At 65.9% G+C, this 25,838-nt stretch carries 17 protein-coding genes; 13 read left to right on the forward strand and 4 right to left on the reverse strand.

Annotation, left to right across the window (positions count from 1 at the left end; genetic code table 11):
• Positions 1 to 9 precede the first annotated feature (9 nt).
• Positions 10 to 765, forward strand: coding sequence for an SDR family NAD(P)-dependent oxidoreductase (locus NFJ07_RS10575; RefSeq protein ID WP_269994187.1), 756 nt, complete (start codon positions 10 to 12; stop codon positions 763 to 765).
• Between the two features lie 89 nt (positions 766 to 854).
• Here NFJ07_RS10575 and NFJ07_RS10580 read toward each other — a convergent pair whose 3' ends face one another.
• Positions 855 to 1,490 (reverse strand): TetR/AcrR family transcriptional regulator, encoded by a 636-nt coding sequence (locus NFJ07_RS10580; RefSeq protein ID WP_269994188.1) that lies wholly within the window; start codon positions 1,488 to 1,490, stop codon positions 855 to 857.
• A 185-nt stretch (positions 1,491 to 1,675) separates the two neighbouring features.
• On the opposite strand from NFJ07_RS10580, the gene NFJ07_RS10585 reads away from it, so the two are divergent.
• The 9 genes from NFJ07_RS10585 (at position 1,676) to NFJ07_RS10625 (ending at position 17,278) form a co-directional block, all read left to right on the forward strand.
• On the forward strand, positions 1,676 to 3,199 hold the full coding sequence (locus tag NFJ07_RS10585; protein WP_269994189.1) for an ABC transporter substrate-binding protein: 1,524 nt from the start codon (positions 1,676 to 1,678) through the stop codon (positions 3,197 to 3,199).
• Between the two features lie 86 nt (positions 3,200 to 3,285).
• On the forward strand, positions 3,286 to 4,227 hold the full coding sequence (locus NFJ07_RS10590) for an ABC transporter permease (RefSeq protein WP_269994190.1): 942 nt from the start codon (positions 3,286 to 3,288) through the stop codon (positions 4,225 to 4,227).
• Entirely contained in the window at positions 4,224 to 6,074 is a 1,851-nt protein-coding gene (locus NFJ07_RS10595) for a dipeptide/oligopeptide/nickel ABC transporter permease/ATP-binding protein (protein WP_269994192.1), read from the forward strand. The genes NFJ07_RS10590 and NFJ07_RS10595 overlap by 4 nt, the downstream gene beginning before the upstream one ends.
• Positions 6,071 to 6,931, forward strand: a complete 861-nt coding sequence (locus tag NFJ07_RS10600; RefSeq protein ID WP_269994194.1) for an ATP-binding cassette domain-containing protein — start codon at positions 6,071 to 6,073, stop codon at positions 6,929 to 6,931. Before NFJ07_RS10595 ends, NFJ07_RS10600 begins: the two co-directional genes overlap by 4 nt.
• A 52-nt stretch (positions 6,932 to 6,983) precedes the next feature.
• Positions 6,984 to 8,414: a GH1 family beta-glucosidase gene (locus NFJ07_RS10605; RefSeq protein ID WP_269994196.1), complete on the forward strand. Its 1,431-nt coding sequence runs from the start codon at positions 6,984 to 6,986 to the stop codon at positions 8,412 to 8,414.
• 41 nt (positions 8,415 to 8,455) lie between these two features.
• Positions 8,456 to 10,972, forward strand: a complete 2,517-nt coding sequence (locus tag NFJ07_RS10610) for a beta-glucosidase family protein (protein WP_269994198.1) — start codon at positions 8,456 to 8,458, stop codon at positions 10,970 to 10,972.
• Entirely contained in the window at positions 10,969 to 12,498 is a 1,530-nt protein-coding gene (locus NFJ07_RS10615) for a glycoside hydrolase family 43 protein (RefSeq protein WP_269994200.1), read from the forward strand. The genes NFJ07_RS10610 and NFJ07_RS10615 overlap by 4 nt, the downstream gene beginning before the upstream one ends.
• A 46-nt stretch (positions 12,499 to 12,544) precedes the next feature.
• Positions 12,545 to 15,490, forward strand: coding sequence for an alpha-L-rhamnosidase (locus NFJ07_RS10620; RefSeq protein WP_269994202.1), 2,946 nt, complete (start codon positions 12,545 to 12,547; stop codon positions 15,488 to 15,490).
• Positions 15,491 to 15,505: 15 nt separating this feature from the next.
• Positions 15,506 to 17,278 carry a DUF5605 domain-containing protein gene (locus tag NFJ07_RS10625; protein ID WP_269994203.1) on the forward strand — a complete coding sequence of 591 codons (1,773 nt, stop codon included), beginning with the start codon at positions 15,506 to 15,508 and terminating at the stop codon, positions 17,276 to 17,278.
• A 106-nt stretch (positions 17,279 to 17,384) separates the two neighbouring features.
• On the opposite strand, the gene hutG is transcribed toward NFJ07_RS10625, so the two are convergent.
• Positions 17,385 to 18,353 carry a formimidoylglutamase gene (hutG, locus tag NFJ07_RS10630; RefSeq protein WP_269994204.1) on the reverse strand — a complete coding sequence of 323 codons (969 nt, stop codon included), beginning with the start codon at positions 18,351 to 18,353 and terminating at the stop codon, positions 17,385 to 17,387.
• A gap of 74 nt (positions 18,354 to 18,427) precedes the next feature.
• Entirely contained in the window at positions 18,428 to 19,870 is a 1,443-nt protein-coding gene (locus tag NFJ07_RS10635) for an NCS2 family permease (RefSeq protein ID WP_269994206.1), read from the reverse strand.
• Positions 19,871 to 19,983: 113 nt separating this feature from the next.
• Between NFJ07_RS10635 and NFJ07_RS10640 the strand changes: the two genes are divergently transcribed.
• A complete protein-coding gene (locus NFJ07_RS10640; protein ID WP_269994207.1) occupies positions 19,984 to 20,676 on the forward strand; it encodes a copper resistance CopC family protein in 693 nt (230 codons plus the stop codon).
• Between the two features lie 119 nt (positions 20,677 to 20,795).
• On the opposite strand, the gene NFJ07_RS10645 is transcribed toward NFJ07_RS10640, so the two are convergent.
• Positions 20,796 to 21,563, reverse strand: a complete 768-nt coding sequence (locus NFJ07_RS10645) for an FAD-dependent monooxygenase (protein WP_442865334.1) — start codon at positions 21,561 to 21,563, stop codon at positions 20,796 to 20,798.
• A gap of 390 nt (positions 21,564 to 21,953) precedes the next feature.
• Between NFJ07_RS10645 and NFJ07_RS10650 the strand changes: the two genes are divergently transcribed.
• Complete coding sequence (locus NFJ07_RS10650) at positions 21,954 to 23,006, forward strand: universal stress protein (protein ID WP_269994208.1); 1,053 nt, start codon at positions 21,954 to 21,956, stop codon at positions 23,004 to 23,006.
• 39 nt (positions 23,007 to 23,045) lie between these two features.
• Positions 23,046 to 25,817 carry a PEP/pyruvate-binding domain-containing protein gene (locus tag NFJ07_RS10655; protein WP_269994210.1) on the forward strand — a complete coding sequence of 924 codons (2,772 nt, stop codon included), beginning with the start codon at positions 23,046 to 23,048 and terminating at the stop codon, positions 25,815 to 25,817.
• Positions 25,818 to 25,838 lie beyond the last annotated feature (21 nt).

Consider the following 25,838-nt stretch of genomic DNA (forward strand, 5'->3'; position numbering starts at 1 on the left):
GGAACCACAATGAGTAAACGGCTAGACGGCAAGACCGCCCTTGTCACGGGGGCAGGCTCCGGCATCGGACTGGCCGTGGCCCAGCGTTTCGTTGCCGAAGGCGCCCGCGTGTACTTCGCCGACATTAACCTGGATGCCGCGGAGAAGGCTGCCGCTGTCACGGGATCGGCCCTGGCCCGGGCTGTGCGCATGGACATCTCGGACGAAGCCAGCGTGACTGCGGCATACGCCGCCGTGGCGGAACGCGGGACGCTCGACGTCGTGGTGGCCAATGCCGGGGTGCAGCTGTTCGGGCAAGACGCCCGCGTGGGGGACCTGGATCTGGAGGTCTGGGAAAAGACCGTGTCCATCAACCAGCGCGGCGCCTTCCTGACGCTCAAGTACGCAGTCCGTGCCATGGAAGGTCGCGGAGGATCCATTATTTGCACCGGCAGTCCCACCGCGGTGGTGGCTTGTGGGCAGACCTTCACTGCTTATACGAGTTCCAAAGCGGGGGTGCATGGCTTGGCCAGGGTCGTCGCCGCGGACTACGCTGCCGCTGGAATCCGGGTCAACACCGTGGTGCCTGGCTACACCGAGACCCCCTTGGTGCAGACCATCGCGGACGATCCCGTGAGTCGCGCAGGCTTGGTGGACTCCACGATGCTGGGCCGGCCCGGAACCGCGGCCGACGTCGAGGGCATCATGGTGTTCCTCGCCAGTGACGATTCCGCGTACGCCACGGGTGGGCTGTTCACCGTGGACGGCGGCCTGACGGCGCTCTGACGCCCGGGCGCCCGGCTCACCCAACTGACTCGCAGTAAGTGTCGTTTTGAGGGCCCATAACGACAACTACTGCGAGTCAGTTGGGTGGGCTAGAAGCTCTCGGTTGTGACGGCGTTCAGGTAGGCCGCGATTTCGGACGGCATGTCCACGGAATCGTTGTCGAGAAGCCACTGGACCTGCAGCCCGTCCATGAGTGCGATCAGTTGGCGTGCGGCTGCGGTAGGCGCGACGCCGGGCCGTAGCTTGCCCTCGTCCGCCATGTGCGAGAAGCCCTCGGTCATCAAGCGGCGCACCCGCTCGTACCGTTCAAGAAAGTACTTGTGGGCCGGGTGTTCGGGGTCGGTGGCTTCCGCGGACAGCACGCAGTACAGCGCCACGAGGCCTGGGATGGTGGTGTTGTACCGGGTCAGATCCACCATGGCGTGCAGCAAGTCCGCACCCTCGGCATCCACGGCCCCGCTGTAGATTGCGGACTCGTCGTCGCGGAAGGTCAAGAGCGCCTCAAGCAAGGCTTCCTTGCTGGGAAAGTGGTGCAGGAGCCCGGCTTGCGTCAGGCCCACTTTGTCCGCCACGTCCTTCAGCGAGCCTGAGCGGTAGCCCGAGGATGAAAAGACGTCGAAGGCGGCCTTCAGGATTTCCTGTCGCCGTGCCTCCGTCTTCGCATAGCTGCCGCGGCGCCCTCGACGCACCGTCTCGGGCTGGATGCCGCCCCCAGTCTCTTTCATGGATCAACCCTAACAACGTCGATTTTGAATAAGTCCATCAATTGGTCAACCGCTGTGCGCATCGTCACATTTCATAACGATTCAAAATATTCTCCTAAAACCTAGTAGTCGCTAGGTTTTTGATGTTACGGTCTTTCCCAATGGCCGTCCATGGTGGACGCCACTGATCGTGAAAGGGACCAAAGATGTTCCGATCCAAGCGAATGGCCGCAGTCATTGCGGCTGTTGCCCTGGGGCTCACTGCTTGTGGTGGTGGCGGTGCCGCTGCCCCCCAGGACCAGTCCTCCCAAACCCTGACCCTGGGCGCGCTGCTGGCGCCCAAGACCTTCGCTGCAAACCAGTCCGAGTTCGCCAACCTGTCGCCGTTCTACCAGGCCGTGTACGACACTTTGATCCGGATGAAGCCGGATGGCTCGCTCGTGCCCATGCTGGCCAAAGACTGGAAGTACAACGCGGACAAGACCGTCCTGACGCTCACGCTGCGCGACGACGTCAAGTTCACCGACGGCACCCCCTTCAACGCCGACGCTGCGAAGCAAAACCTTGAACGCTTCAAGGCCGGCACGTCGCCGGATGCACAATTCATGGCAGCCCTGAAGACTGCCAAGGCCGTGGACGCAACCACCCTGGAACTGACCCTGTCCGCCCCGGACCCGGCGTTCCTGAACTACCTGTCCAAGGACGCTTCCTTCATGCAGAGCCCGGCGTCCTTCGGCAACGCGGACATCGCCACCAAGCCCGTCGGCTCCGGCCCCTATGTGCTGGATACCGCAGCTACCGTGACCGGCACGTCCTACAGCTATCACCGCAACCCGAATTACTGGGACAAGAGCCTGGTGCACTATGACAACCTGGTCCTGAACGTCTACGGCGACCAGACCTCCCTGCTGAACGCCATCAAGTCCGGGCAGCTCAACGCGGCCAACACCGCTGACAACAACACGCTCACGGAGATCCAGGCTGCTGGCTACAAGGTCAATCCACTCCAGCTGAACTGGGCAGGCCTCATCCTGTTTGACCGGGCCGGTACCACCAACCCCGCGCTCAAGGACGTCCGCGTCCGCCAGGCACTCAACTACGCCTTCGACACCAAGGCGATGCTGCAGTCAATCGGCCAGGGCTATGGCGAGCTGACCACCCAGGTGTTCCCGCCGTCGTCGGCTGCTTATGACAAGTCCCTGGACTCCCGCTATGCCTTCAATCCCGCCAAGGCCAAGGAATTGCTCGCCCAGGCCGGCTACGCCAGCGGGTTGACCCTGAAGCTGCCGTCCTCCGCACTCATGGGCAACACCCTCCCTGCGCTGATCACCCAGCAGCTCAAGGACGTCGGCATCACGGCGGAGTTCACGGACACCGGCAACAACTTCATCGCCGACCTCCTGGCACCGAAGTACGGCGTGAGCTACATGATCCTGGAGCAGCAGTCCGACTGGCAGCTGATCAACATGAAGATCGCGCCCAAAGCCCCCTGGAACCCGTATAAGTACGAGGACCCGAAGGTGGACGAGCTGATCAACAAGATCCACGTCGGTTCCACGGATGAGCAGACGGCCGCTGCCAAGGAACTGAACAAGTACATCGTGGAGCAGGCCTGGTTCGCTCCGTGGTACCGCCCGCAGTCCAGCTTCGTCACCGACGCCAAGACCAAGGTTGAGGTCCAGACGGGTAACGCCTACCCGTTCATCTGGTCCTTCTCTCCCGCCTCCTAGCGGACAGCCGCCGGGACCGGGCCACTCGCTGACCAAGCGGTGGCCCGGTCCCGGTGGCCCCAGGAACCTTCCCCTAAGGAACTTCGATGTACCGTTTCGTGCTGCGGCGCCTGCTCTCGGGCGTCCTCCTGCTGTTCGTCATTACAACGGTCGCCTACTTGCTGCTGTACGCGGGCGGCGGCGACATCGCCCGCCGCATTGTGGGCCCAACAGCCAGCCAGGCCCAGGTGACACTGAAAGCCTCCCAGCTAGGCCTGGACCGCCCGCTCGTGGTCCAGTACTGGGATTGGCTCACCCACGCCCTCACCGGTGACCTCGGACGCTCGTGGTTCAACGGCCAGCTGGTCACCACCGGCGTCACGAGCCGGGTGTCCGTGACCCTCTCCCTGGTGTTGGGCGCCACCATCATCGCCGCGGTGATCTCGGTGGTCATAGCTGTCCTGGCCGCAGTGCGCCGGGGCTGGGTGGACCGCGTGGTCCAGTTCGTGGGCGTTCTGGGCTTCGCGATTCCCGGCTTCCTTATCGCCTTGGGGCTCGTGTCCTTGTTCGCTTTGAACCTCAAGTGGTTCAAGGCCACCGGTTATGTACCGATCACGACGTCGTTCAGCGGCTGGGCGGCCACCGTTACCTTGCCGATCATCGCCCTTTCGATCGGCTGCATCGCCTCGGTGGTCCAGCAGGTTCGCGGTTCCCTGATCGATGCCCTCCGCCAGGATTATGTCCGCACGCTCCGGGCCCGCGGCCTCTCCTTCAACCGGGTGGTGTACAGGCACGTGCTGCGCAACGCCGGCGGTCCCGCCCTGGCAGTCCTCGCGGTCCAGTTCATCGGCCTGCTCGGCGGTGCCGTGATCGTTGAACAGATCTTCGCCCTGCCCGGCCTCGGGCAGATTGCCGTTGCCGCCACCAGCCAGGGGGACATCCCGGTGGTGATGGGCGTCGTCGTCGCCACCGCTGCCATCGTGGTGATCGTCAACCTCATCATCGACCTCGCCCAAGGCTGGCTCAACCCGAAAGTTCGGCTGTCATGATCGACACTTCCATCGCACTGCCCACCCAGGCAGCCAAAGTCTCCTTGTTCCGCAAGCTCCTCACGAACCCCACCGGCGCCGCATCCATGCTGATCCTCGCGCTCGTGGCGTTGGCCGCCGTGCTGGCACCTGTGCTCGCAACGCATGATCCGAGCCTGGCCAGCCTGCAGTCGGTCCTGGCCAAGTCCGGCCCGGACCACGTGCTCGGTGCGGACAGCGCCGGGCGCGATGTCTTCAGCCGGCTGCTCTTCGCGGGACAGTTCAGCCTGGCCGGGGCACTGTTGGCGCTCGTGGTCGCGGTCGCGATCGGTGTGACCGGGGGCTTGGTTGCCGGGTACTACGGCGGCTGGTTCGATTCGGTCTCCTCCTGGCTCACCGGCCTGCTCATGGCAATGCCGGGCATCGTCATCCTGCTGGCCGCACGGGCCGTCGTCGGACCATCGATGTGGTTGTCCATGATGATCTTCGGCGTCCTGCTTTCCCCGGCCTACTTCCGGCTGGTCTACGCCTGCGTGACGGCGGTGCGCAACGAACTGTACGTGGACGCGGCACGGGTCTCCGGGCTCAGCGATTTCCGGATCATCGGCCGCCACATTCTCACCGTGGTGCGCGCGCCCGTCATCATTCAGTCCGCCATGGTCCTTGGCATCGCCATCGCCATCCAGGCCGGCCTGGAATTCCTTGGCCTGGGCGACCTGAACATCCCCACATGGGGGAGCATGCTCAACGACGGCTTCATCAACCTCTACAAGGCACCCACCCTCGTGCTGTGGCCAAGCCTCGTCCTCGGCGTCGTCTGCATTGCGCTCACGCTACTGGCCAACGCGATGCGCGACGAACTCGAGCGCAGCCGCGGGCCGGTCAAGCGCCGCCGCAAGGGGGCCGCGCTCGTCGACGCCGCAGAAGCCGCCGCCAAGCGTGGCGAGCCTGCCGTGGTGCATCCCGAGGCGCCCGCCGATGAACACAGTGGCAGCGCTGGTGAGATCCTCCTGGAGGTCACCGACCTGGGCGTCGGCTACGACCAGCCCGACGGTTCCACCACCCATGTGGTCAACCACGTGGGCCTCACGGTCCGCCGCGGTGAAGTCCACGGACTGGTGGGCGAGTCCGGCTCGGGCAAGACCCAGACCGCTTTCTCCATCCTCCGGCTCCTGCCGCAGGGCGGACGAGTCACCGGCGGCTCCATCGTGTTTGACGGCACGGACCTGGCCCGACTCTCCGAGAAGGAAATGACGAAGGTCCGCGGCCAGCGCATCGCCTACATTCCCCAGGAACCCATGAGCAACCTGGACGCCGCGTTCACCATCGGCAGCCAGCTCATGGAGCCCATGCGCGTATGCCTGGGCATCTCGAAGGCGGAAGCCCGGAAACGCGCACTGGCACTGCTGGCCAAAGTGGGGATTCCGAACCCCGAGCGGACCTTCAACGCCTACCCGCATGAAATCTCCGGAGGCATGGCCCAGCGGGTGCTGATCGCCGGCGCGGTCTCCTGCGAACCGGACCTGCTCATCGCGGACGAGCCCACCACGGCACTGGACGTCACGGTGCAGGCCGAAGTGCTCGACCTGCTGCGCGAACTCCAGGACGAGCTGAAAATGGGCGTCATCCTGGTAACCCACAACTTCGGTGTCGTCGCCGACCTGTGCGACCGGGTGACCGTGATGCAGACGGGCCGCGTCGTGGAAACCGGACCCGTCCGGAGCATCTTCAATGACGCCCGCCACCCCTATACCCAGCAGCTGCTCGAAGCGATCCTCGAGGACGCGGCACCACGCGGCCCCTTCACGAACAGTGGCCCCCTCACAAGCAGTGCAACCCTCACCAGCCTGACAGGAGTGAAGCCATGACCGAAACACTGCTCGACGTCCGGGACGTCGTCGTCGAATATCCCCTCAAGGGCTTCCGGAAGGAACCGTTCAAGGCCCTCAAGGGCGTCTCCCTGGACATCCGCCCCGGCGAGACCGTGGGCCTGGTGGGGGAGTCGGGCTCCGGCAAGACCACTCTGGGCCGCGCCGTGCTCGGGCTCGCCCCGGTCACCGGGGGAAGCATCAAATACCGGGGCCAGGAAATCTCCAAAGCCACCCGCGCCCAGCGCAAGGAGCTCAGCCACGAGATCCAGGTGGTGTTCCAGGACCCGTACACTTCGCTGAACCCGTCCATGACCATCGAGCAGATCCTCACCGAGCCGCTCACCGTCCGGAAAGTGGAACGCCAGGCCGCCAACAAGCGGGTCGCCGAGCTGCTGGACCAGGTCAGGTTGCCGCACGGCGCCGCCCACCGGCTGCCGCGCGAGTTCTCCGGCGGGCAACGCCAACGCATCGCCATCGCCCGGGCCCTGGCCCTGGACCCGAAGCTGATCGTGTGCGACGAACCCGTCTCGGCCCTGGACCTCTCCACCCAGGCCACGGTGCTGGACCTTTTCATCGAGATCCAGGAACGCACCGGCGTCGCCTACCTCTTTGTCTCCCACGACCTCGCCGTAGTCCGCCACCTCAGCCACCGCGTGGCAGTGATGTATCACGGCGAAATCGTGGAATGGGGCGACGGCGAGCAAGTCACCGGAGAACCGGAGCATCCCTACACCCAGCGACTCTTCATGGCCGCCCCGGTCCCGGACCCGGACCGGCAAGCCCAACGCCGGGCCGACCGCCTGCGCCTGCTGGACATCCAGCACCAGCAGAACGTCCAAGCCGGCGTGGCCTGACGCAACGCAAGCCCCACCTTCAGACCAACACAGACACACGAAAGGCGAGCCCATGACGCAGCCGCCACTGTCCGCGAGCCCGGAACTCTCCCCAGCTGCCACTTTCCCCGCCGACTTCGCCTGGGGCGTGGCCACCGCCGCGTACCAGATCGAAGGTGCCGTCAACGAGGGCGGCCGCGGCCAGAGCATCTGGGACACTTTCTCCCACCAGCCGGGCACCACCATCCACGGTGACAACGGGGACATCGCCTGCGACCACTTCCATCGCTGGGAAGCCGATCTTGACCTCATGGCTGAGCTGGGCATTCCGTCCTACCGGCTGTCCTTGTCCTGGTCCCGCCTGCAGCCCACAGGCGTCGGTCCGCTCAACCCTGAAGGCGTGCGCTTCTACCGGGACCTGCTGGCGGGCTGCGCCGCCCGCGGTATCACTCCGTACGTAACGCTCTACCACTGGGACCTGCCGCAAGCACTGCAGGACGACGGCGGCTGGCCGGCGCGACATACTGCCTACCGGTTCGGGGAGTACTCCGGACTCGTGGCCGAGGCCCTGGGCGACCTCGCCGAGCACTGGATCACCATCAACGAGCCGATGTGCGCGGCCTTCCTTGGCCACTCCTGGGGCATGCAGGCCCCGGGCTTCAAGGACGACCGTCTTGCCGTGCGCGCAGCCCATCACTTGCTCCTGGCCCACGGCCTGGCGCTGGCCGAATTCCGTGCCCGCCGCCCTGAAGCCAAGGTGGGCATCACCAACATCATCGGCAACCTCAACCCGGCCAGCGACTCCGAAGCCGACCGCAAGGCTACGGAATACTGGGACGCCGTCAGCAACCGGATCTTCCTAAACCCCGTCTACCGAGGCCGTTACGCCGAATCCACCATCGCTGTCTATGGCCAGTACGGACTGACGGCCACCGGCGAGGGGGCCTCGGCAGAAGACCTGGTCCAGCCCGGGGACTTGGCCATCATCTCGGCACCTGGCGACTTTGCCGGGATCAACCACTACACCAACATGCTGGTTTCCGCGGACGAAGCAGCCCCGGGAGGGGCAAGCTGGACGCACGTGCTGCCGGCGCCGTCGTCGTTCGGTTGGTCCAATACGCCCAGGGCACTCAAGGCAGTACTCAAGCGGGTCGCCGCCGAGTACACCTCCCTTCCGCTGTACGTCACGGAAAACGGCGCGACGTTCCACGACTACGTGGACCCGAACGGCGAGGTCCGCGACCCCGAACGCATCGACTACCTGCACGGCTACATTTCGGCGGTGGGCGAGGCCATCGCCGACGGCGTGGACGTCCGCGGCTACTTCGCATGGTCCTTCATGGACAACTTCGAATGGGCCGAAGGCTACGACAAGCGCTTCGGCCTGGTCTACGTGGACTATGGCACCCAGGCCCGCATCCCCAAGTGGAGCGCGTACTGGTACCGGGACATCATTGCCGCCCAACGCTCAGTAGCCGCAGTCACCACGGGTGCCACCGCATGAGCATCGACACTTCATCTCTTAAGACAGACAAGAAAGCCACCATGGAACTCCTCACCGACCAGACCATCGACCAGCGCCTCGAGTCCCTCCTGGCCCAGCTGAGCCTGGAGGAGAAGGTGCGGTTGCTGACGGGCCGGGATTTCTGGACGACGTGGCCGGTGGAGAAGATCGGGCTGCGGCGGATGTTGTTCTCGGACGGGCCTACGGGGGTGCGTGGTGAGGTGTGGGATGAGCGGCAGCCGTCGATGAATTTCCCGTCGGCGACGGCGATCAGTTCGTCCTGGGATCCAGCGATGGCGGACCGTCTGGGCGCCGCGTCGGCGGTGGAGGCCCGCCGGAAGGGTGTCGACGTCGTGCTGGGCCCGACGATCAACCTGCACCGTTCCCCGCTGGGCGGCCGGCATTTCGAGGCGTTCAGCGAGGACCCGGTCCTGACCGCTGAGCTCGCAGCTGCGTATGTGGCCGGGGTGCAGCGCAACGGCGTGGGAGCGACCCCGAAGCATTACGTGGCCAATGATTCGGAAACGGATCGGTTCACCGTGGATGTGAAGGTGGGGGACCGGCCCTTGCGGGAGCTGTACCTACTGGCGTTCGAGAAGGCCATCGTGGACTCGAAGGCATGGCTCGTGATGAGCGCGTACAACTCGGTCAACGGCGCCACGGCCACGGAAAACGAGCTGCTCGAAACGCCGCTGAACACTGAGTGGGGTTTCGACGGCGTGGTGATCAGCGACTGGACCGCGGTGCGCAGCGTGGAGAGCGCGAAGCATTCCCAGGACCTGGTGATGCCGGGTCCGGACGGACCGTGGGGTCCGGCGCTCGTGCTGGCCGTGAAGTGCGGCACGGTTCCGGAGGCCGCGGTTGACCGGAAGGTGTTGCGGATCCTGCAGCTCGCCGCCCGGGTAGGCGCTTTGGAGGGTTTCGAACCCGTGGCCGCGGAACCGGCGGAGCAGGAAGAGCCGCTCGCGTTCGCCCGTGAGGCGTCGGTGGCCGGGACGGTTTTGGTGAAGAACGACGGCGTGCTGCCGCTGGCTCCTGCCTCCGTCAGCAGCGTGGCGGTGATCGGGCACAATGCCCGCCATGCCAGGACCCAGGGCGGCGGGTCCGCGACCGTGGTCCCGGAAAAGATCGTCACCCCGCTGGACGGAATCCGTGCCGCGTTCGGCCCCGAAAACGTCAGCTACAACGTGGGCGCGGTGGTGCAGGAAGGCATCGCCGAACTACCCCTGGAACAGCTCAGGAACCCGGTCACCGGCGGGCCGGGGCTGCGAGTGCGCTTCTTTGCCTCCACCGGCAAGGAGCTCTTCGCGGAGGACCGCCGCTCCACCGCGCTGGTCTGGTTCGGCGGGGACGCCCCGATCGCGGAGTCCTCCATGGTGCAATTCCACACGATCTACACGCCGGAGGAGAGCGGCACCATCCGGCTGGGCTTCTCCACCGTAGGGCACGGGCGGATCTTCGTGGACGGGGTCCTGGCGCACGAGGCGTCCATCGAGGCAACGGGCACGGACCTGGGCGCTGCGTTCCTGGCCCCGCCCTCGGCCTCCGTCCCGGTCGCGGCGAGGGCGGGTGTTCCGCTGGAGCTCACGGTGGAACTGGATCTCGCCGGGCGCACCGGCGCCCTGTCCAACGCCCTGGCCGTGACCATCGGGACCGAGGCGGATAACGCGGACCCCGAGGCACTCATCGCCGAAGCAGTCGCCGCAGCGAAAGCGGCGGAGATCGCCGTCGTCGTGGTCGGCACGAACTCCCGCGTGGAATCCGAAGGCTACGACCGCACCACCCTGGAACTTCCAGGCCTGCAGGACCGCCTGGTCCACGCCGTCGCCGCGGCCAACCCGCGCACCGTGGTGGTGGTGAACTCCGGGTCCCCGGTGCTGCTGCCCTGGCGCAACGAGGTGGCCGCGACCCTGATCGGGTACTTCGGCGGGCAGGAATTCGGCACCGCCCTCGCCGACATCCTCACCGGCGCCGCCGAACCCGGCGGCCGGCTCCCCACCACCTGGCCCGCAACCCAGGAGGACGTGCCGGTCATCAACACCACCCCGGACGCCGACGGAAGGCTGGAATACGACGAAGGCATCCACATCGGCTACCGGGCCTGGCTGAAGGCGGGAGTGGCTCCGGCGTACGAATTCGGGCACGGACTCGGCTACACCCACTGGACCCTCGACGCAGTCGAGACCCCCGGAGTCGAGGCCCCCGGAACTGAGGCTCCAGGCACCGTGGTGCCCGGCGCCGTCGTGCCCCTCACGGTGACGCTAAGCAACACCGGCAACCGCCCGGGCAAGCAGGTGGTGCAGGTCTACGCCGAACGGCCCGGCTCCGCCGTGGACCGTCCCGTGCGCTGGCTCGTCGCCTCCGCCCCCGTGTGGGCCGAACCCGGCGAGACCCTCACCGTGGTCATCAACGTGCCCACCCGCCTGCTGGCCTACTGGGACAACGGCTGGACCTACGAACCCGGGAACTACCGCCTGCGCATCGGCACCTCAGTCACCGAGCTTCCGCTCGAAACCGTTCTCACCCTGACCGACTCAAACGAGGACGGCGCCGCATGAACTTCCCTAACCCACTGATTCCGGGCTTCAACCCCGATCCCAGCATCGTCAAGGTCGGCGAGGACTACTACCTGGCGACCTCCACGTTCGAATACCTCCCCGGCATTCCGGTCTACCACAGCACCGACCTGGTCAACTGGGACCGGATCGGCCACGTGGTGGACCGGGAAGGGCAGCTCGACTCAAGGGACGTGCCCACCCTTGGCGGCGCTTGGGCGCCCACCATCCGTTTCCACGACGGCCTGTTCTACGTAGCCGTCACCGATGCCATGGCACGGGGAACACTGGTGTTCACGGCCAAGGATCCCGCCGGCCCGTGGAGCGACGGACTCGTCATCGAGGGCGCCATTGGGATCGACCAGGATCTTGCCTGGGACGAGGACGGCACCGCCTACATGACGTACTCGGGACTCGACACGGTCACCGGGAACATCGGCGAGCACGGCGGCATCCTCCAGGTCCGCGTGGATTTGGAAGCGGGCAAGGCCCTCGAGGAACCCCGCAGCGTGTGGTCCGGTACGGGACTGATGTTCCCTGAAGCACCGCACCTGTACCGGCATGGCGACTACTGGTACCTCATGATCGCCGAGGGCGGCACCGAGCGCGGACACAGCGTCAGCATTGCCCGCGGAACGTCGCCGGCCGGTCCTTTCGACGGCAACCCGGCCAACCCCATTTTGAGCGCCCGCAGCACCGAGCGTCCCATCCAAAACACCGGCCATGGCGACCTCGTGCAGACGCCCGACGGCGGCTGGGCCATGGTGCTGCTGGGCATGCGGCCCAAGGGCATGACCCGGGCCTTCTCCGCCCTGGGCAGGGAAACCTTCATCACCCCGGTCACGTGGGAGGACGGCTGGCCGATCGTCGAACCGGTCATCCTCAACCCCCGCCCCGGCGGCGGCGAGTTCGAGGACAACTTCGCGGACGCCGAGCTCGACGGCGGCTGGATCGCCGTCCGACGCCTCCCAGGCACGTTCGCCTCCACTGAGAAGAACCCCGGGCGCCTCACCCTGGTCAGCGAAGGCACCGGCCTGGACGATTCCCGGCCTTCCTTCCTGGGCCGCCGCCAGCGCTACCAGGTGGAGACCATCTCCGCACTGGTGGACACCGGATCTCCCGAGGAACTGGATCCCGTTGCGGGGAAGGGGAACGCCGGGGGACTCGCCGTCCGTTACGACGAGGCCCACCACTACTCCATCGAACTGAACGGGACCAGCCTCACGGCCAGGGCACGGATCTCCTCCATCGAGCAGAGCTGGACCCGCCAGGTTCCCGCCGGGCCGCTGGAACTTCGCATCGAAACCCGCCAGCCGGACTCGGGTGTGGGCTTCGGGCATTTGAGCTCGGACACCATCGCCCTCCAGGCCGTCGTCGACGGCGAACTGGTCACCTTGGCCGAACTGGACGGCCGCTACCTTTCGGCGGAAACCGCTGCCTCCTTCACGGGACGGGTTGCCGGCGTCTTCGCGAGCAGCGGCACGGTCACGTTCGACTGGTTCCGCAGCGAAGGACGCGAACCACAGTAGGAACTCCAGCGCCCACCCACCCACCGTTTTCCGAAAGGCCCCCTCCGTGACATCAACCTCCCTGGCACCGCAGCCAGCAGGTCTCCGCCAGACTTCTGTCAGCCGGTTCAGCGCTGAGTACCGGACTGATACCGCCTTCGTGGCCGATTCGCGGCCGCGGCTCAGCTGGGTCGTCGCCACGGACAGCACGGATTGGCGGCAGACTCGTGCCGAACTGCGGTTGACCCGTGGCGGAACCGCTGAGTCTACAGTGCACGAGGGCCCTGAATCGGTGCTGGTGGAGTGGCCTTTTGCGGCCATCGCCGCGGGGGAACAGGTGGCAGTCGAGGTGCGCGTCTCGGGGAACGACGGCGGCACCACCGCTTGGAGCGAACGCTTGACCTTGGTGGGCGGTTACCTTGAAGGGCCATGGCAAGCCGAGGCCATCGGCCTGCCCGCCACCACTGGGGTGGAAATCCCGCTCGGACAGCCCGGCCAGTTGCGGCACGAATTCACGGTAGGCCCGGGCTTGGCCAAGGCCACCTTGTTTGCCACCGCGCACGGTGTCTACCAGACCGAAATCAACGGCTCAGAAGTGGATGACCAGGTTCTCAAACCGGGCTGGACGGCCTACGCGGACCGCCTCAACCACGAAACCACCGACGTCACCGCGCTCCTCCAACCGGGGGCCAACGCCATTGGTGTGTGGCTCGCGGGAGGCTGGTACACCGAAAAGTACGGCTTCCACGGCTTCGCCAAACCGTTCTACGGCGAGCAGCCAGCCGTCAAGGTTGAACTGCATCTCGACTACGCAGACGGAACCCGGCAAACGGTGGCCAGCAGCCAGGAGTGGCGCGTCACCACGGCAGGCCCACTCGTTTCCAGCGGCATCTACGCGGGGGAAGCCTTCGACGCACGGCGCATGGAGACTGGCTGGTCATCGCCGGGCTTCGACGATTCGCGCTGGGTTCCTGCTGCCGTGGACTCCGGAGCAGCGGATTCCAGGGCTGCGGACTCCAAGCCGTGGGCGGAAGCAACTCCCGCCGTGGCGCCTCCGGTCCGTCGGATCGAAGCGCTGCCTGTCAGGGAAGTCCTGACCACGCCTTCCGGCGCCACCGTCCTGGACTTCGGCCAGAACCTGGTGGGACGCCTGCGGATCCGCGTGAGCGGGGACTCCGGGCACCGGATCACCCTCCGCCATGCGGAAGTCCTGGAGGAGGGTGAACTGTCCCTCCGTCCGCTTCGCCTGGCCGCCGCAACAGACAGCTACACGCTCGCAGGCGGCGGTGAAAACGGTGCCGGGGAAGATTCCGCGGAAGAGGAATGGGAGCCTCGCTTCACCTTCCATGGGTTCCGCTATGCCCAAGTAGACAACTGGCCAGGCGAGCTGGACCCGGCGGCGATCACCGCCGTCGTCCTCCACAACGACATGCGCCGCACCGGCTGGTTCGAGTGTTCGGACCCGATGTTGAACCGGCTGCACGAAAACGCCTTGTGGGGAATGCGAGGCAACTTCCTGGCGCTGCCCACGGACTGCCCGCAGCGGGACGAGCGCCTTGGCTGGACCGGGGACATCCAGGTGTTCAGCCCCACGGCCAGCTATCTCTACGACTCCTTGGGTTTCCTCAGTTCCTGGCTGCAGGATCTTGCCATCGAGCAAAGCCACCGCAGTGGCGTGGTGCCCGTCGTCGTTCCCGCGGTGCTCGGCATGCTGGAATCGCCGGTGGCCGCCTGGGGTGACGCTGCCACGGTGGTTCCGTGGGTGCTCTATGAACGCTTCGGTGACCGCGGACTGCTGCGAAGGCAGTACCAAAGCATGTGCGATTGGGCCGAGGCGTTGCTCCGCGTCCGGGACAGTTCGGGATTGTGGCAGGGCCAGATGCAGTTGGGCGACTGGCTGGACCCGGCCGCGCCGCCGGACAAGCCCGGCGCCGCCCGCACGCACGGTGACATCGTCGCCAGCGCCTACCTTTTCCGTTCCCTCGACCTCACGGCAAAGGCCGCGGCCGTATTGGGCGCCGACGACGACCACGACAAGTACGCGGCACTTGCCGAAGAAGTGCGCAGGGCGTTCCTGGCCGAATACGTCACGCCTTCCGGCCGCATGGTCTCCGATGCGCAGACGGCCTATTCGCTGGCACTCGTGTTCGGGATCTGCACGGACCCCGTCCAGCGCCAGGCACTTGGTGACCGGCTCGCGGAACTCGCCCGGCTGGGCGGCTACAGGATCGCCACCGGCTTCGTCGGGACGCCGCTCATCGCGGACGCCCTGACCGTCACCGGGCACATGGATGCTGCTGAGCGCTTGCTCACCCAGACCGAATGCCCGTCCTGGCTCTACCCGGTCACCCAGGGCGCCACCACCATCTGGGAACGCTGGGACTCCATCCTGGAGGACGGCAGCGTCAACCCCGGTGAAATGACCTCCTTCAACCACTACGCGCTCGGCGCCATTGCGGACTGGATGCACCGGACCGTTGCGGGCCTGGCTCCTGCAGCACCCGGCTACCGGAAACAGCACATCGCCCCGCGTCCGCTCCGCAGCCTCCAGCACGCCAGCACCTCACACGAGACGCCTTACGGGCTGGCCAGCGTGGCCTGGAAGCGTTCCGGCGAGCGGATCCTCGTGGAAGCAGTCGTGCCTCCGGGGACCACCGCCGTCGTTTCCTTGCCGGACGGATCCGAAGAGTTCGAGGTGGGATCCGGTCGGTACGCCTGGACCGTGCCCGACGCCGGGCGCGCCGCGGCGCCCGGTGCCGTGTCCCTGGACTCTCCGCTGTCCGCGATCATGGATGATCCCGAGGCTTATGCGGCGGCCTGGCAGGCCATCGACGCGCACGATCCCGCCGCGGCCGCCCAATTCCGCAAGGACACCGTCTGGTATCGCCAGACATCACTGAACCAGGGGCTGATCTTCACTCCAACGCCCATCAAGGAAGACATCGGCTCCGCATTGTTGGCACTGAGCGGCACACGCGCTGCCGTCCCGGTCCTTTCACCTCGAGAACTCTGAACTGAGAAGGCAAAGATGACCACTTTCACCGCTGAAAGCCCCCTGTACTTCGTGATGCGGCACGCCGAAGGAAACCGCGTCCTGAGCGAACGCGTCCCGACGCTTGTTAACAGCCCGGCGCTGCACACGCTCTACTTCCACGAGGTGGGCACCATCCTGGGAACCGAAGGCGCCCTGCAGGGGAAACCCGAGGAGACCGCGGAAATCCTGCGCCTCCTCGGCGAGCTGGAACCCGAGGATCTTGTAGCCCAGCGCGCCGCTGAGGCGGCGGCTGATCTTCCCGCCCCGGCGGGGGACTATGAGCAGGGCTCCGTGGTGCGCGGCAGTGCGGCTGCCGAATACCCGACGACGGCGGCCGCCCGGGAGCGCTTCGAGCTCACCCTCGCCGGTCCCTCGCACGGGAACCCGTTCACCGACGTCGAACTCCGGGCCGAGTTCACTTCTCCGTCCGGCGACACGCTCAGCGTGCCCGGCTTTTACGACGGCGACGGGAGCTACAAGGTTCGGCTCCTGATTCCGGGCCCGGGGGAGTGGACGTTCACCACCACCAGCAATGCGCGCTCGCTGGACGGCGTCGCCGGCGCGTTCACGGCCGGCGAGGCGGTTGCCGGAGCGAAGGGCGTGGTCCGGGTGGCCAAGACCTTCCACTTCGCCTACGAAAGCGGCACCCCGTACCTGCCCATCGGCACCACCTCCTACGCCTGGACCCATCAGGGCGACGCACTGGAGAAGCAGACCCTTGACACGCTCGCCGCCGGGCCGTTCAACAAGATGCGGATGTGCGTTTTCCCGAAGTCCTACCTGTTCAATGAGAACGAACCGGAGCATTACCCCTTCGAAGGATCCCTCGCTGCCGGGTTCGACTTCGAGCGGCCCAACCCGGAGTACTACCGGCACCTGGAGCGCAGGATCGGGCAGCTGGAGGAGCTCGGCATCGAGGCCGACCTGATCCTCTTCCATGCTTATGACCGCTGGGGATTCTCCACCATGAGCCCGGGCCAGGATGACCGCTACCTGAAATACGTCGTGGCCCGGCTGGCCTCGCACCGGAACATCTGGTGGTCCCTGGCCAACGAGTACGATCTGCTGTTCCGCAAGAGCACCGAGGACTGGGAACGCTTCGCCGGCATCGTCCAGGCCGACGATCCGAACGGGCACCTGCTCTCGATCCACAATTGCCATGCGTTCTACGACTATTCCCGGCCGTGGGTTACGCACAGCAGCATCCAGCGCCAGGACGTCCACAAGACGGCCGAATTCACCGGGGAATGGCGGGACCGCTGGCAGAAACCGGTGGTCATCGACGAATGCGCCTACGAGGGCAACATCGACCAGGGCTGGGGAAACATCACCGGAGAGGAAATGACCCGGCGGTTCTGGGAAGGGGCCGTCCGGGGCGGCTACGTGGGGCATGGCGAGACGTACATGCACGCGGCGGACGTGCTGTGGTGGGCCAAGGGCGGAGAATTCCATGGCAGCAGCCCGGACCGGATCGCCTTCCTGCGCCGCATCCTCGAGGACACTCCCGGCGGGTTCCTCGAACCGCTGCCCAGCGCCTGGGACGTCCCCACCGCCGGCATCCGGCACGAGTACGAGCTCAGCTACTTCGGTTTCAACCAGCCCACGTACCGGAACTTCGTGATGCCCGCCGGCCGTCGCTACGAGGTGGACATCATCGACACCTGGAATATGACCATTGACACCCTGCCGGAGGTCGTTGAAGGACGCTTCCGCCTGGAGCTCCCCGGCCGTCAGTTCATCGCCGTGCGACTCCGCGCGGTCGGCTAAGCCCCCGGTGCCCCCACCCAACTAACTCGCACTTAATGTCGTTTTCAGGCCTCATAACGACACCTACTGCGAGCTAGTTGGGTGGGGCGGGCGCTACGGGAGAGCCCTACGCCAGCAGCGTGTTCACCAAGCGCGCGGCCACCTTGGCGGTCCGCGAGTCGACATCGAACTCGGGGTTGAGCTCGGCGACGTCCAAGTGCAGGAGTTTCCCGCTCGCGGCAAGCTGCTTGCACACCGCGCTGATAATGGGCAGCGGCACGCCATACGCCGCGGGAGCGCTCACTCCGGGAGCAACCGACGCCGGCAGCACGTCCAGGTCAATCGTCAGGTAGAGCACGTCGACGGTGTCCAGGAACCGCGCCACGAACTCCCGCACGGCCTCCGCGGAGCAGTCCTCATCCAGCAGGTATTTCACGCCGAGGCGATCCGCCGTATTGAAGAGGGTGCGCGTGTTGTTGGGCTCGGAAATTCCGACGACGGCGTAGTTCAGTTCGCGGCCCGCTGCGGCTTCCGCATGCGCCATCTGCAGGAACGGCGTACCCGAGCTCGGCACCGGCTCGTCACGCAGGTCGAAGTGCGCGTCCAGGTTCAGGACGCCGAGGCGCTTGCCGCTTGCCACAGCCTCCGAGCCAGCCACGCCCAGGTAGCTGGCGAAGGCAGTTTCGTGCCCGCCACCGAGCAGCACCGTGAGCTTGCCGGCGTCGAGCAATTCCGAAATCACACGGCCCGCGCGCTCTTGGCCCGCCTCCAGCGAGCCATCCTCCACAACGACGTCGCCGGCGTCGAACACGTCCCGGTCCAGATGGAAAGCCAGCGGACCCAAGGCTTGGCGGATAGCCTCCGGCGCGGCCGCCGCGCCAATACGGCCCTTGTTGCGCCGTACGCCTTCGTCACTGCGGAAGCCCACGACGACGGCGGGCCGGGAGCCTGCTCCTGTCGCGCCGGAGCCGGCGGCTACAGAAGGGGTGTGCGGCGCCACGGCCTGCCACCAGCGGCGGTGCTCATCGCCGTCGCCGTCGAAGCGGCCGGTCCACGGCGTCGGGCGGACATCGGCAACAGCGGGGGAAATCTCCATGATTCAAGCTCAGCGCATGACGGCACCGAAAAACATCGCTTGCAGGCGGAGGGTGTCCGGTATTCCGGAAAGGCCTACTTGACGCCCAGGATTTCCTCGACGGGACCGATCCCGAAGAACAGCAGGAATGCCGCGGCCACAGCCCACATGAGCGGGTGGACTTCGCGGGCCCGGCCCTGGAAGGTGCGGATCAGCGCGAAGGAGATGAATCCGGCACCCAGGCCGTTTGCGATCGAATACGTGAACGGCATGAGGGACATGGTCAGGAATGCGGGAATGCCAAGACCCCAGTCCTGCCAGTGGATCTTTCCCACTTGGGACACCATCATGAAACCCACCACCACTAGGGCCGGTGCGACGGCCTCGAACGGGACCAAGTTGATGAGGGGGGTGAAGAACATGGCCACCAGGAACAGCAGGCCGGTCACCACCGAAGCCAGGCCGGTCCGGGCGCCTTCGCCGATGCCTGCACCGGATTCCACGAAGATCTGGTTGGAGGACACGGACGAGCCGCCACCGATGATCGCGCCGAGCGCGTCTACTTGCAGGACACGGTCCACGTTGGGGATGTTTCCGTGCTTGTCGATGTTTCCGGCTTCCCTGGCCAGGCCCACCATGGTGCCCATGGCGTCGAAGAAGATGCTGAGCAGGATCACGAACGCCAGCAGCGTGGCAGCGATGACGCCAAGGTGCTGGAACGCGCCGAGGGGGTTCGCCTTGCCGATGAGGGACAAGTCCGGAGCGGCCCACTCGGTGAATTTGGGCGCAACCAGGGACCAGCCGCGCGGGTTGTAGGTCTTGCCGTCGAAACTCGGACCGATGTGGAGGGTGAATTCCAGGATCGCAGCGAGGGCCGTGGAGACGATGATGCCGATCAGGATGGCGCCACGTACCTTCCGGACCACCAAGGCGATGGTCAGGACGAGGCCCACGACGAACACCAGGGTGGGCCAGCCAAGCAGCTTCCCGTCGACGCCCAGGCCCAGCGGGACCGTGGTGCCGGCGGCGTCCGGGATGCGGCGCACGAAACCGGCATTGACCAGGCCGATCAGGGCGATGAAGAGGCCAATGCCCACCACGATCGACGTTTTCAGGGCCTCAGGTACGGCCTTGAAGACCGCGGTCCGGAAACCGGTGAGCACCAGGATCAGCATCGTCAGGCCCGAGAGCATCACCAGGCCCATCATGTCCGGCCAGGTCAGGCCGGGGTGTGAGGCAATCGTGACTGCCACGAAGGCGTTGACGCCCAGCCCTGTAGCCACGGCGAAGGGGTGCTTGGCCCAGGCGCCCATGAGGATGGTCAGGATGCCGGCTACGAAGGCCGTGGTGGCGGCGACGGCGGCGAAGCCAAGGGAAGTGCCACTCGAATCCGTCCCGGAGAGGATCAAAGGATTGAGGACCACGATGTAGCTCATGGCAAAGAAGGTTGCGAAGCCGCCTCGGATTTCTCGCGAGTAGTTGGATCCGCGTTCCGAAATCTTGAAGTAGCGGTCGATGGCTGAGCCCTGTTTGAGCATGGAGGTCTCCGGGATCGGGGAAGTGTGCTCTCAAATCCTATGCCCGCGGCTTCGGCCCTTCCACGAATTCGCCTAGTCTGTAAGGAATCCAACACCAAGGGAGTCATTCGCTCATGCGCCCTATCCGCCAGCTGCTGGCCGTCGTCGTCGCTTTCACAGCGGTTCTTTTCTCTGCCGCCCTGTTCTCGGCGGCACCGGCCTTCGCGCACGACGTCGCCGAGTCAATGTCACCGGCCAACGGCTCAACGGTTGCCAGCGTCCCGGACTCCGTGTCCATCACGTTCAACAACCGGCCGCTCCTGCTCGGCTCGCAGATCCAGGTGAACGACGCCTCAGGCCAGAACTGGGCAGATGGTTCCGTCGAGATCGTGGACACCGTGGTGTCGCAGAAGCTGCGGCCTGGCGCGCCTGCCGGGGCATTCACCGTCATCTGGCGAGTTGTCAGCTCGGATTCGCACCCCATCGAAGGCACGTTTACTTTCACCGCCAAAACAGGAAGTACGACGGCGGGCAGCGGCTCTGCTAGCACCGCACCTTCGGTTGAGGTGCCCACAGCCGGCACTGCCGCACCGGGTTCGACGGCGACGCCGGAGAAGGTGCCCGATGCCTCCCAGCCTTTCCCTTGGAGCATTGTGGTCTTCGCGGTAGTGGCCGCGGGCCTGCTGGTGTTCCTGGGCGTTACCGCACGGCGCCGGCTGGCAGGCGGGGATTCCGGCGACTCTGATGATTCCGAGGACGAGCCCGGAGACTCCGGGGACTCTGATGGTTCCGGCGACGAGCCCGGGGACTCCGAGAAGAAATCCTAGGCACACCCGAAGTTTGGGCCACCCGGAACCTCCGGCCCAATAAAACCGGCGCTTGTTTTCCAGACCCGTCCTTGAAGGGCGGAACGGAAAGCAAGCGCCGGTTTTTGTGTGGACTTTTTCTAGGCCAGGGCAGGAATTGCCGCAAAGGTACCCGTGAGGGCCCCGTGGACGCTGTCCGGGTAGACCTTGGCGGAAATCGCCTGGCCCACCACCTTGGCTTGGCGCAGGACTTCCTTTGGTGTGGGTGTGGCAAGTTCGCCGACGCCAACCAAGTACATTCCAATCGCGCGCATGGCCGCGACGAGGTTCTGCCCGATGGCGATGCCGAGCTCGGCAAGCATTCGCCGCAACTGGCTCTGTCCACAGCGGGTGACAACGACGTGGTCGGCCAAAAGCACGCCGTTGGCGGTGTGGACGGCCCATTGGTACGAGGCCACACCCGAGGAGGCCACGCCCGATGAGGCCACCGGCGAGGCCAATCCCGGTGCCAGATCCGGTCCGGCAGGATTGGAAAGCCCAGATCCGGAAACCACCGAGCCGGAAACTACCGATCCGGAAATCACGGTCCCCGCGGCGGCTTCGTCCAATCGGTCCAGGCGGACAGCCCGCGTGGTGCTCCGCACGTCGAGGCCGTGGCTGGCTGCGTAAATGCGCAAGTGCCTCAGGATTTCGGTGCGTTCCTGGAGGCACGCGTCGGCGGCGGCGTCGCAACGCTGCAGGATGCCGGTGTTGAGCGGATGTGAGGCTCCGGACGCGTGCAATCCGTCCACCACGATGGCGTCCACGCCGTAGCGGCTGAGCTCGCTGGCCACCGCCAAGCCGGACATGCCGGCACCGATGACCACGGTGGTGGTGCGTTCCGTACTCGCAGCAGGCATGGTTGACACAGCTTGGCTCCTCTTTGAAGGTGCGTTGCCGAAGGCAACACCGGGGTGGCGTCCGAGTCCCCAAAGCGGTCGCGAATGATGGCCGTTGATGTGTTGAAAAACACGATCCCCGGTCACCAGTGCCTCGAACATTACAGAAGAAATCGCGTGGTGGATAGCCCCGGCATCGGCATGTCCGCCGACGCGTTTTTCACGCCACGATTGGGCAGATTTCCACGCCCTCCGGCGGGTTTCCACATACGCATCTTCCAGCTTGATTCGGCCCTTGCAAACGAGAATAGTGAGCATTGGAGACCGCAACTCACGGCAGTCAAGCGAGAAACACGTTGTGGGCGCGGCCTCTGGCAGAATAGCCGCAACATCAGCCAGCAGTGCGAGGAGGCAGGCCCCATGGACCAGCACGGCAAACACTCTGAGAGCCATGAAGCAGAGACCGAAGGCAACGGAGAGGAACCATCCATTGCCCCCGGCGGGATTGTGGTGGGCGTTGACGGCAGCGAACACGGCCAATGCGCCCTCATTTGGGCAGCCCGCGAGGCCGAACGCAGGCAGCTTCCCCTGCATGTAGTCACGGCCTACTCCGTGCCTATCTTCGCGGCTTCCGGCCTGGACGGAGGCTATGCAACAGTGGATGACTCTGTTATCCGGGACGGCGCCGAGGCAATCGTCAAGCAGGCCCTTGAGAAGGTTTCCGGTTACGCCATTGACGTCGATGGCTCGGTGGAGAACGGAGATGCCTCCGGCGTGCTGCTTGATCTGTCCGAAACGGCCGAACTCTTGGTCTTCGGCACCCGGGGACGCGGCGGATTCGTGGGCAGGCTCCTCGGCTCCGTGAGCAGTGCCCTGCCAGCGCACTCCAAGTGCCCCACCGTGACAGTCCCGCTCTTCTGCGCGGACCGATTGGGTGAAACCACAGAGGACAAGCACATCAAAGCCGAGCGCGCGAAGGCCGGCCCCCACGTGATCGAGAATGTGGTGGCAGTGGGTGTGGACGGCTCGGAACAGGCCCGTGTTGCCGTCTTGGAAGCCGCAGAGCAGGCCCAACGCATGGGCGCGAAGCTGCGCGTCATCTGCGCCGTCCCTGAGTACAGCGGCTCCTTGGCGTGGGTTCCGGCGCCCCTGGACAGGGAGGCACTCTTCAAGGACATCAGGGTTCAGCTGGACGCAGGCTTGGCGTGGCTCAAGAGCCACTTCCCCAAGCTTCCAGCGGAAACGCAACTGCTCGATGGTTCGCCCGTGGAAGTTCTCGTGGAAATGAGCCGCGGCGTCGAACTCGTAGTGCTAGGCACGCGCGGGCGGGGAGGCTTCGCAGGGATGCTCCTTGGTTCGACTTCGGATGGAGTCCTGCACCACGCCAAAGGGCCCGTGCTGGTTGTTCCCGACCGTGAGGATCCCAGGCTCGCGGATCGAGTCAACTTCGGTCCCATGCTCGGCGCCGTGTAACCGGCAAACATAAGGACCGGTGGACGCAGGCGGACGGAAATGGTGGAGCACGCACAGCCCGGGGATGCATCGCGCTTAATCGTGGAGCTGCGCCGGATCCGGGCCACCATGCTTCCAGAAGTCGGCGGCAAGGCGGCCAACCTAGGCGAACTGATCTGGGCGGGACTTCCGGTCCCGCCCGGATTTTGCCTGACCACTGAGGCTTACCGGAGCGCACTTCAGCCCGGTGGAAGCCTTGAGTCAGACTTCCCGGACATTCTCCGCGGCCTTGAGGCCGTGGAACCTGGCGACCTTGAGGGGCTCGCTTCCCTCGCGGCCCGTGCCCGGGAAGCAGTGCTCGACGCCGGGATCCCCGCCGACGTCGAAGACGCCGTTCGTTCGGCCTACTCCGCGCTGGGCCCGGAAGCCCCGGTGGCCGTCAGGTCCTCTGCCACCGCTGAGGACCTGCCCTTTGCGAGTTTCGCCGGACAGCAGGACACCTACCTGAACGTCGTCGGGGCCGGCGCCGTGCTGCAGGCAGTCCGGAAGTGCTGGGCCTCCCTGTGGACGGACCGGGCGGTCAGCTACCGCGCAGGCAACGGGATCGACCACGCCACGGTGACGCTCGCCGTCGTCGTTCAACGGATGGTGGACGCTGAGGCTGCAGGAGTGTTGTTCACCGCCAATCCGGTGACCGGGCGGCGCCGCGAGGCGGTCATCGACGCCAATCCCGGGCTGGGTGAGGCCGTGGTCTCGGGCGCCGTGAATCCGGACCACTTTGTGGTGGATTCGCTCACGGGCAGGATCACGGAACGAAGCATCGGGGACCGGAAGCTGGTGATTCGCTCCATTCCTGGCGGCGGTACCGAAAAGCTCGACGCGTCGGCGCAGGCCGAAGGTGGAACCGCCGGGGATGCCTGCCTGGTCGACTCCCAGATCAGGGCGCTCGCTGTACTCGGCCAGCGCGTCGAGGAGCACTACGGGGCGCCGCAGGACACTGAATGGGCCATCGACGGCGAGGGCAAACTGTGGCTCACCCAAGCCCGCCCCATCACCACGCTCTACCCGCAAATGACCCGCCAGCCCGCAGTCCCCGGTCCCCACGCGTACCTTTGCTTCAGCCTCGCCCAAGGCCTCACCCGTCCCCTGACTCCCATGGGCCTCGCGGGCATCAGACTCATGGGGTCCTCGGTAGCCGGCGCGGCGGGATTCCGGGTTCCGGAACCGCGGGACGGGCCTCCGCCCTATTACGAGGCGGGGCAACGGATCTATTTCGACCTCACTTCGGCGTTCCGGAGCAAGGCTGGCCGGGCCATCGTGCCCAGGATTTTCGACGTCATGGAAGCACGTTCGGCGGCCATCATGCGCGCCCTGTTCGAGGACCCGCGTTTCGCGGTCACCAACAAGACGCCCTTCAAAGTGCTCAGGCACGTTGCCCCGATCGTGCTCCGCTTCCGCCTTCCGGAGATCCTCCTGCGCGCACTTTTTCGGCCGGACGTTGCCCTCCGCAAGGTGGAAGGGCTGGGCGAGAAGCTGAAGGCCGCGCATCAAGTCCCCGCCGATGCCACCCCTCGCGAAAAGCTGGATCACGCAGAGCGGATACTGCGCGAGGAATTGTTCCCCATACTGCCCAATATCCTGCCTCCGGTAGCCCTCGGGTTCGCGATGATGGGATTGGTCCGGAAACTGCTTGGCGAACAGGCGTCCTGGGGTGAGCTCCAAACCATCATCCGTGGCCTGCCCAACAACGTCACCACTGAAATGGACCTTGCGCTGTGGCGGCTTTCGACCAGCATCCGTGACGATCCCGCTTCCGCGGAGGCCTTTACCGGCGGAGAGGCCGCTGCCCTCGCGGAGAGCTACCGCGACGGCGGGCTACCCGCGGTCGCGCAATCGGGATTGGCCTTGTTCCTTCGCGACTACGGGCACCGGGCCATCGCGGAAATCGACGTGGGCATGCCCCGCTGGTCCGACGACCCCACCCACATCATCGGAGTCCTGGTCAATTACCTTCGCCTGGACGATCCCCGCCTTGCGCCGGACAAACAGTTCGAAAAAGCAGCCCACGACGCCGAGGAGCAGCTCGTCGTTCTGGTGGCACGTGCGCGGTCCAAGAGTCCGCTCCACGCCAGGATCGTGAAAATGGCACTTGAACGGACACGCATGTTCGCGGGACTCCGTGAGCTTCCCAAGTTCAACCTTGTGCTTGGTTTCGCCGTAGTCCGCGCCCAGCTCTCGGAAGTCGGGGAGACCCTGGCGGAAACGGGAGTCATCGATGACGCAGCCGACGTCTTCTTCCTGGATTTCAACGACGCCCACCGCGGCCTGGATGGCGAGGATCTTCACGAGCTGGTGGCCCAGCGGCGCGAGGCCTACGAGCTTGAACTCAGGCGCCGGCACGTGCCACGCGTGTTGCTCTCCGATGGCACCGAGCCGGAAGCCCTGCCCGCCGGTTTCCTGAGCAGAGAGACGGGGGCACAAGCGTCTGGGGCTGCAGCGTCGGGTGGCGCGCTGTCGGACGGCATGCTGCGGGGAACCCCGGCTTCGGCGGGAACCGTGACGGCAGTGGCCAGGGTGATCATGGATCCGGTGGGCGCGCATCTCGAGCCCGGAGAAATCCTGGTGGCGCCCTCCACGGATCCCGGCTGGACGCCCCTGTTCCTGACTGCCGGGGGACTCGTGATGGAGATGGGTGGGCCCAACTCACATGGCGCCGTCGTGGCCCGTGAGTACGGGATTCCCGCGGTCGTGGGCGTCCCGGATGCCACCTCCCGGATCAGCTCAGGCCAGATGATCACGGTGGACGGTGCCACGGGGACTGTCGTCATTTAGCCGAGACCGCGGGTGCGGGCC

This window comes from Arthrobacter sp. B2a2-09, assembly GCF_027587375.1.
GTDB lineage: Bacteria > Actinomycetota > Actinomycetes > Actinomycetales > Micrococcaceae > Arthrobacter.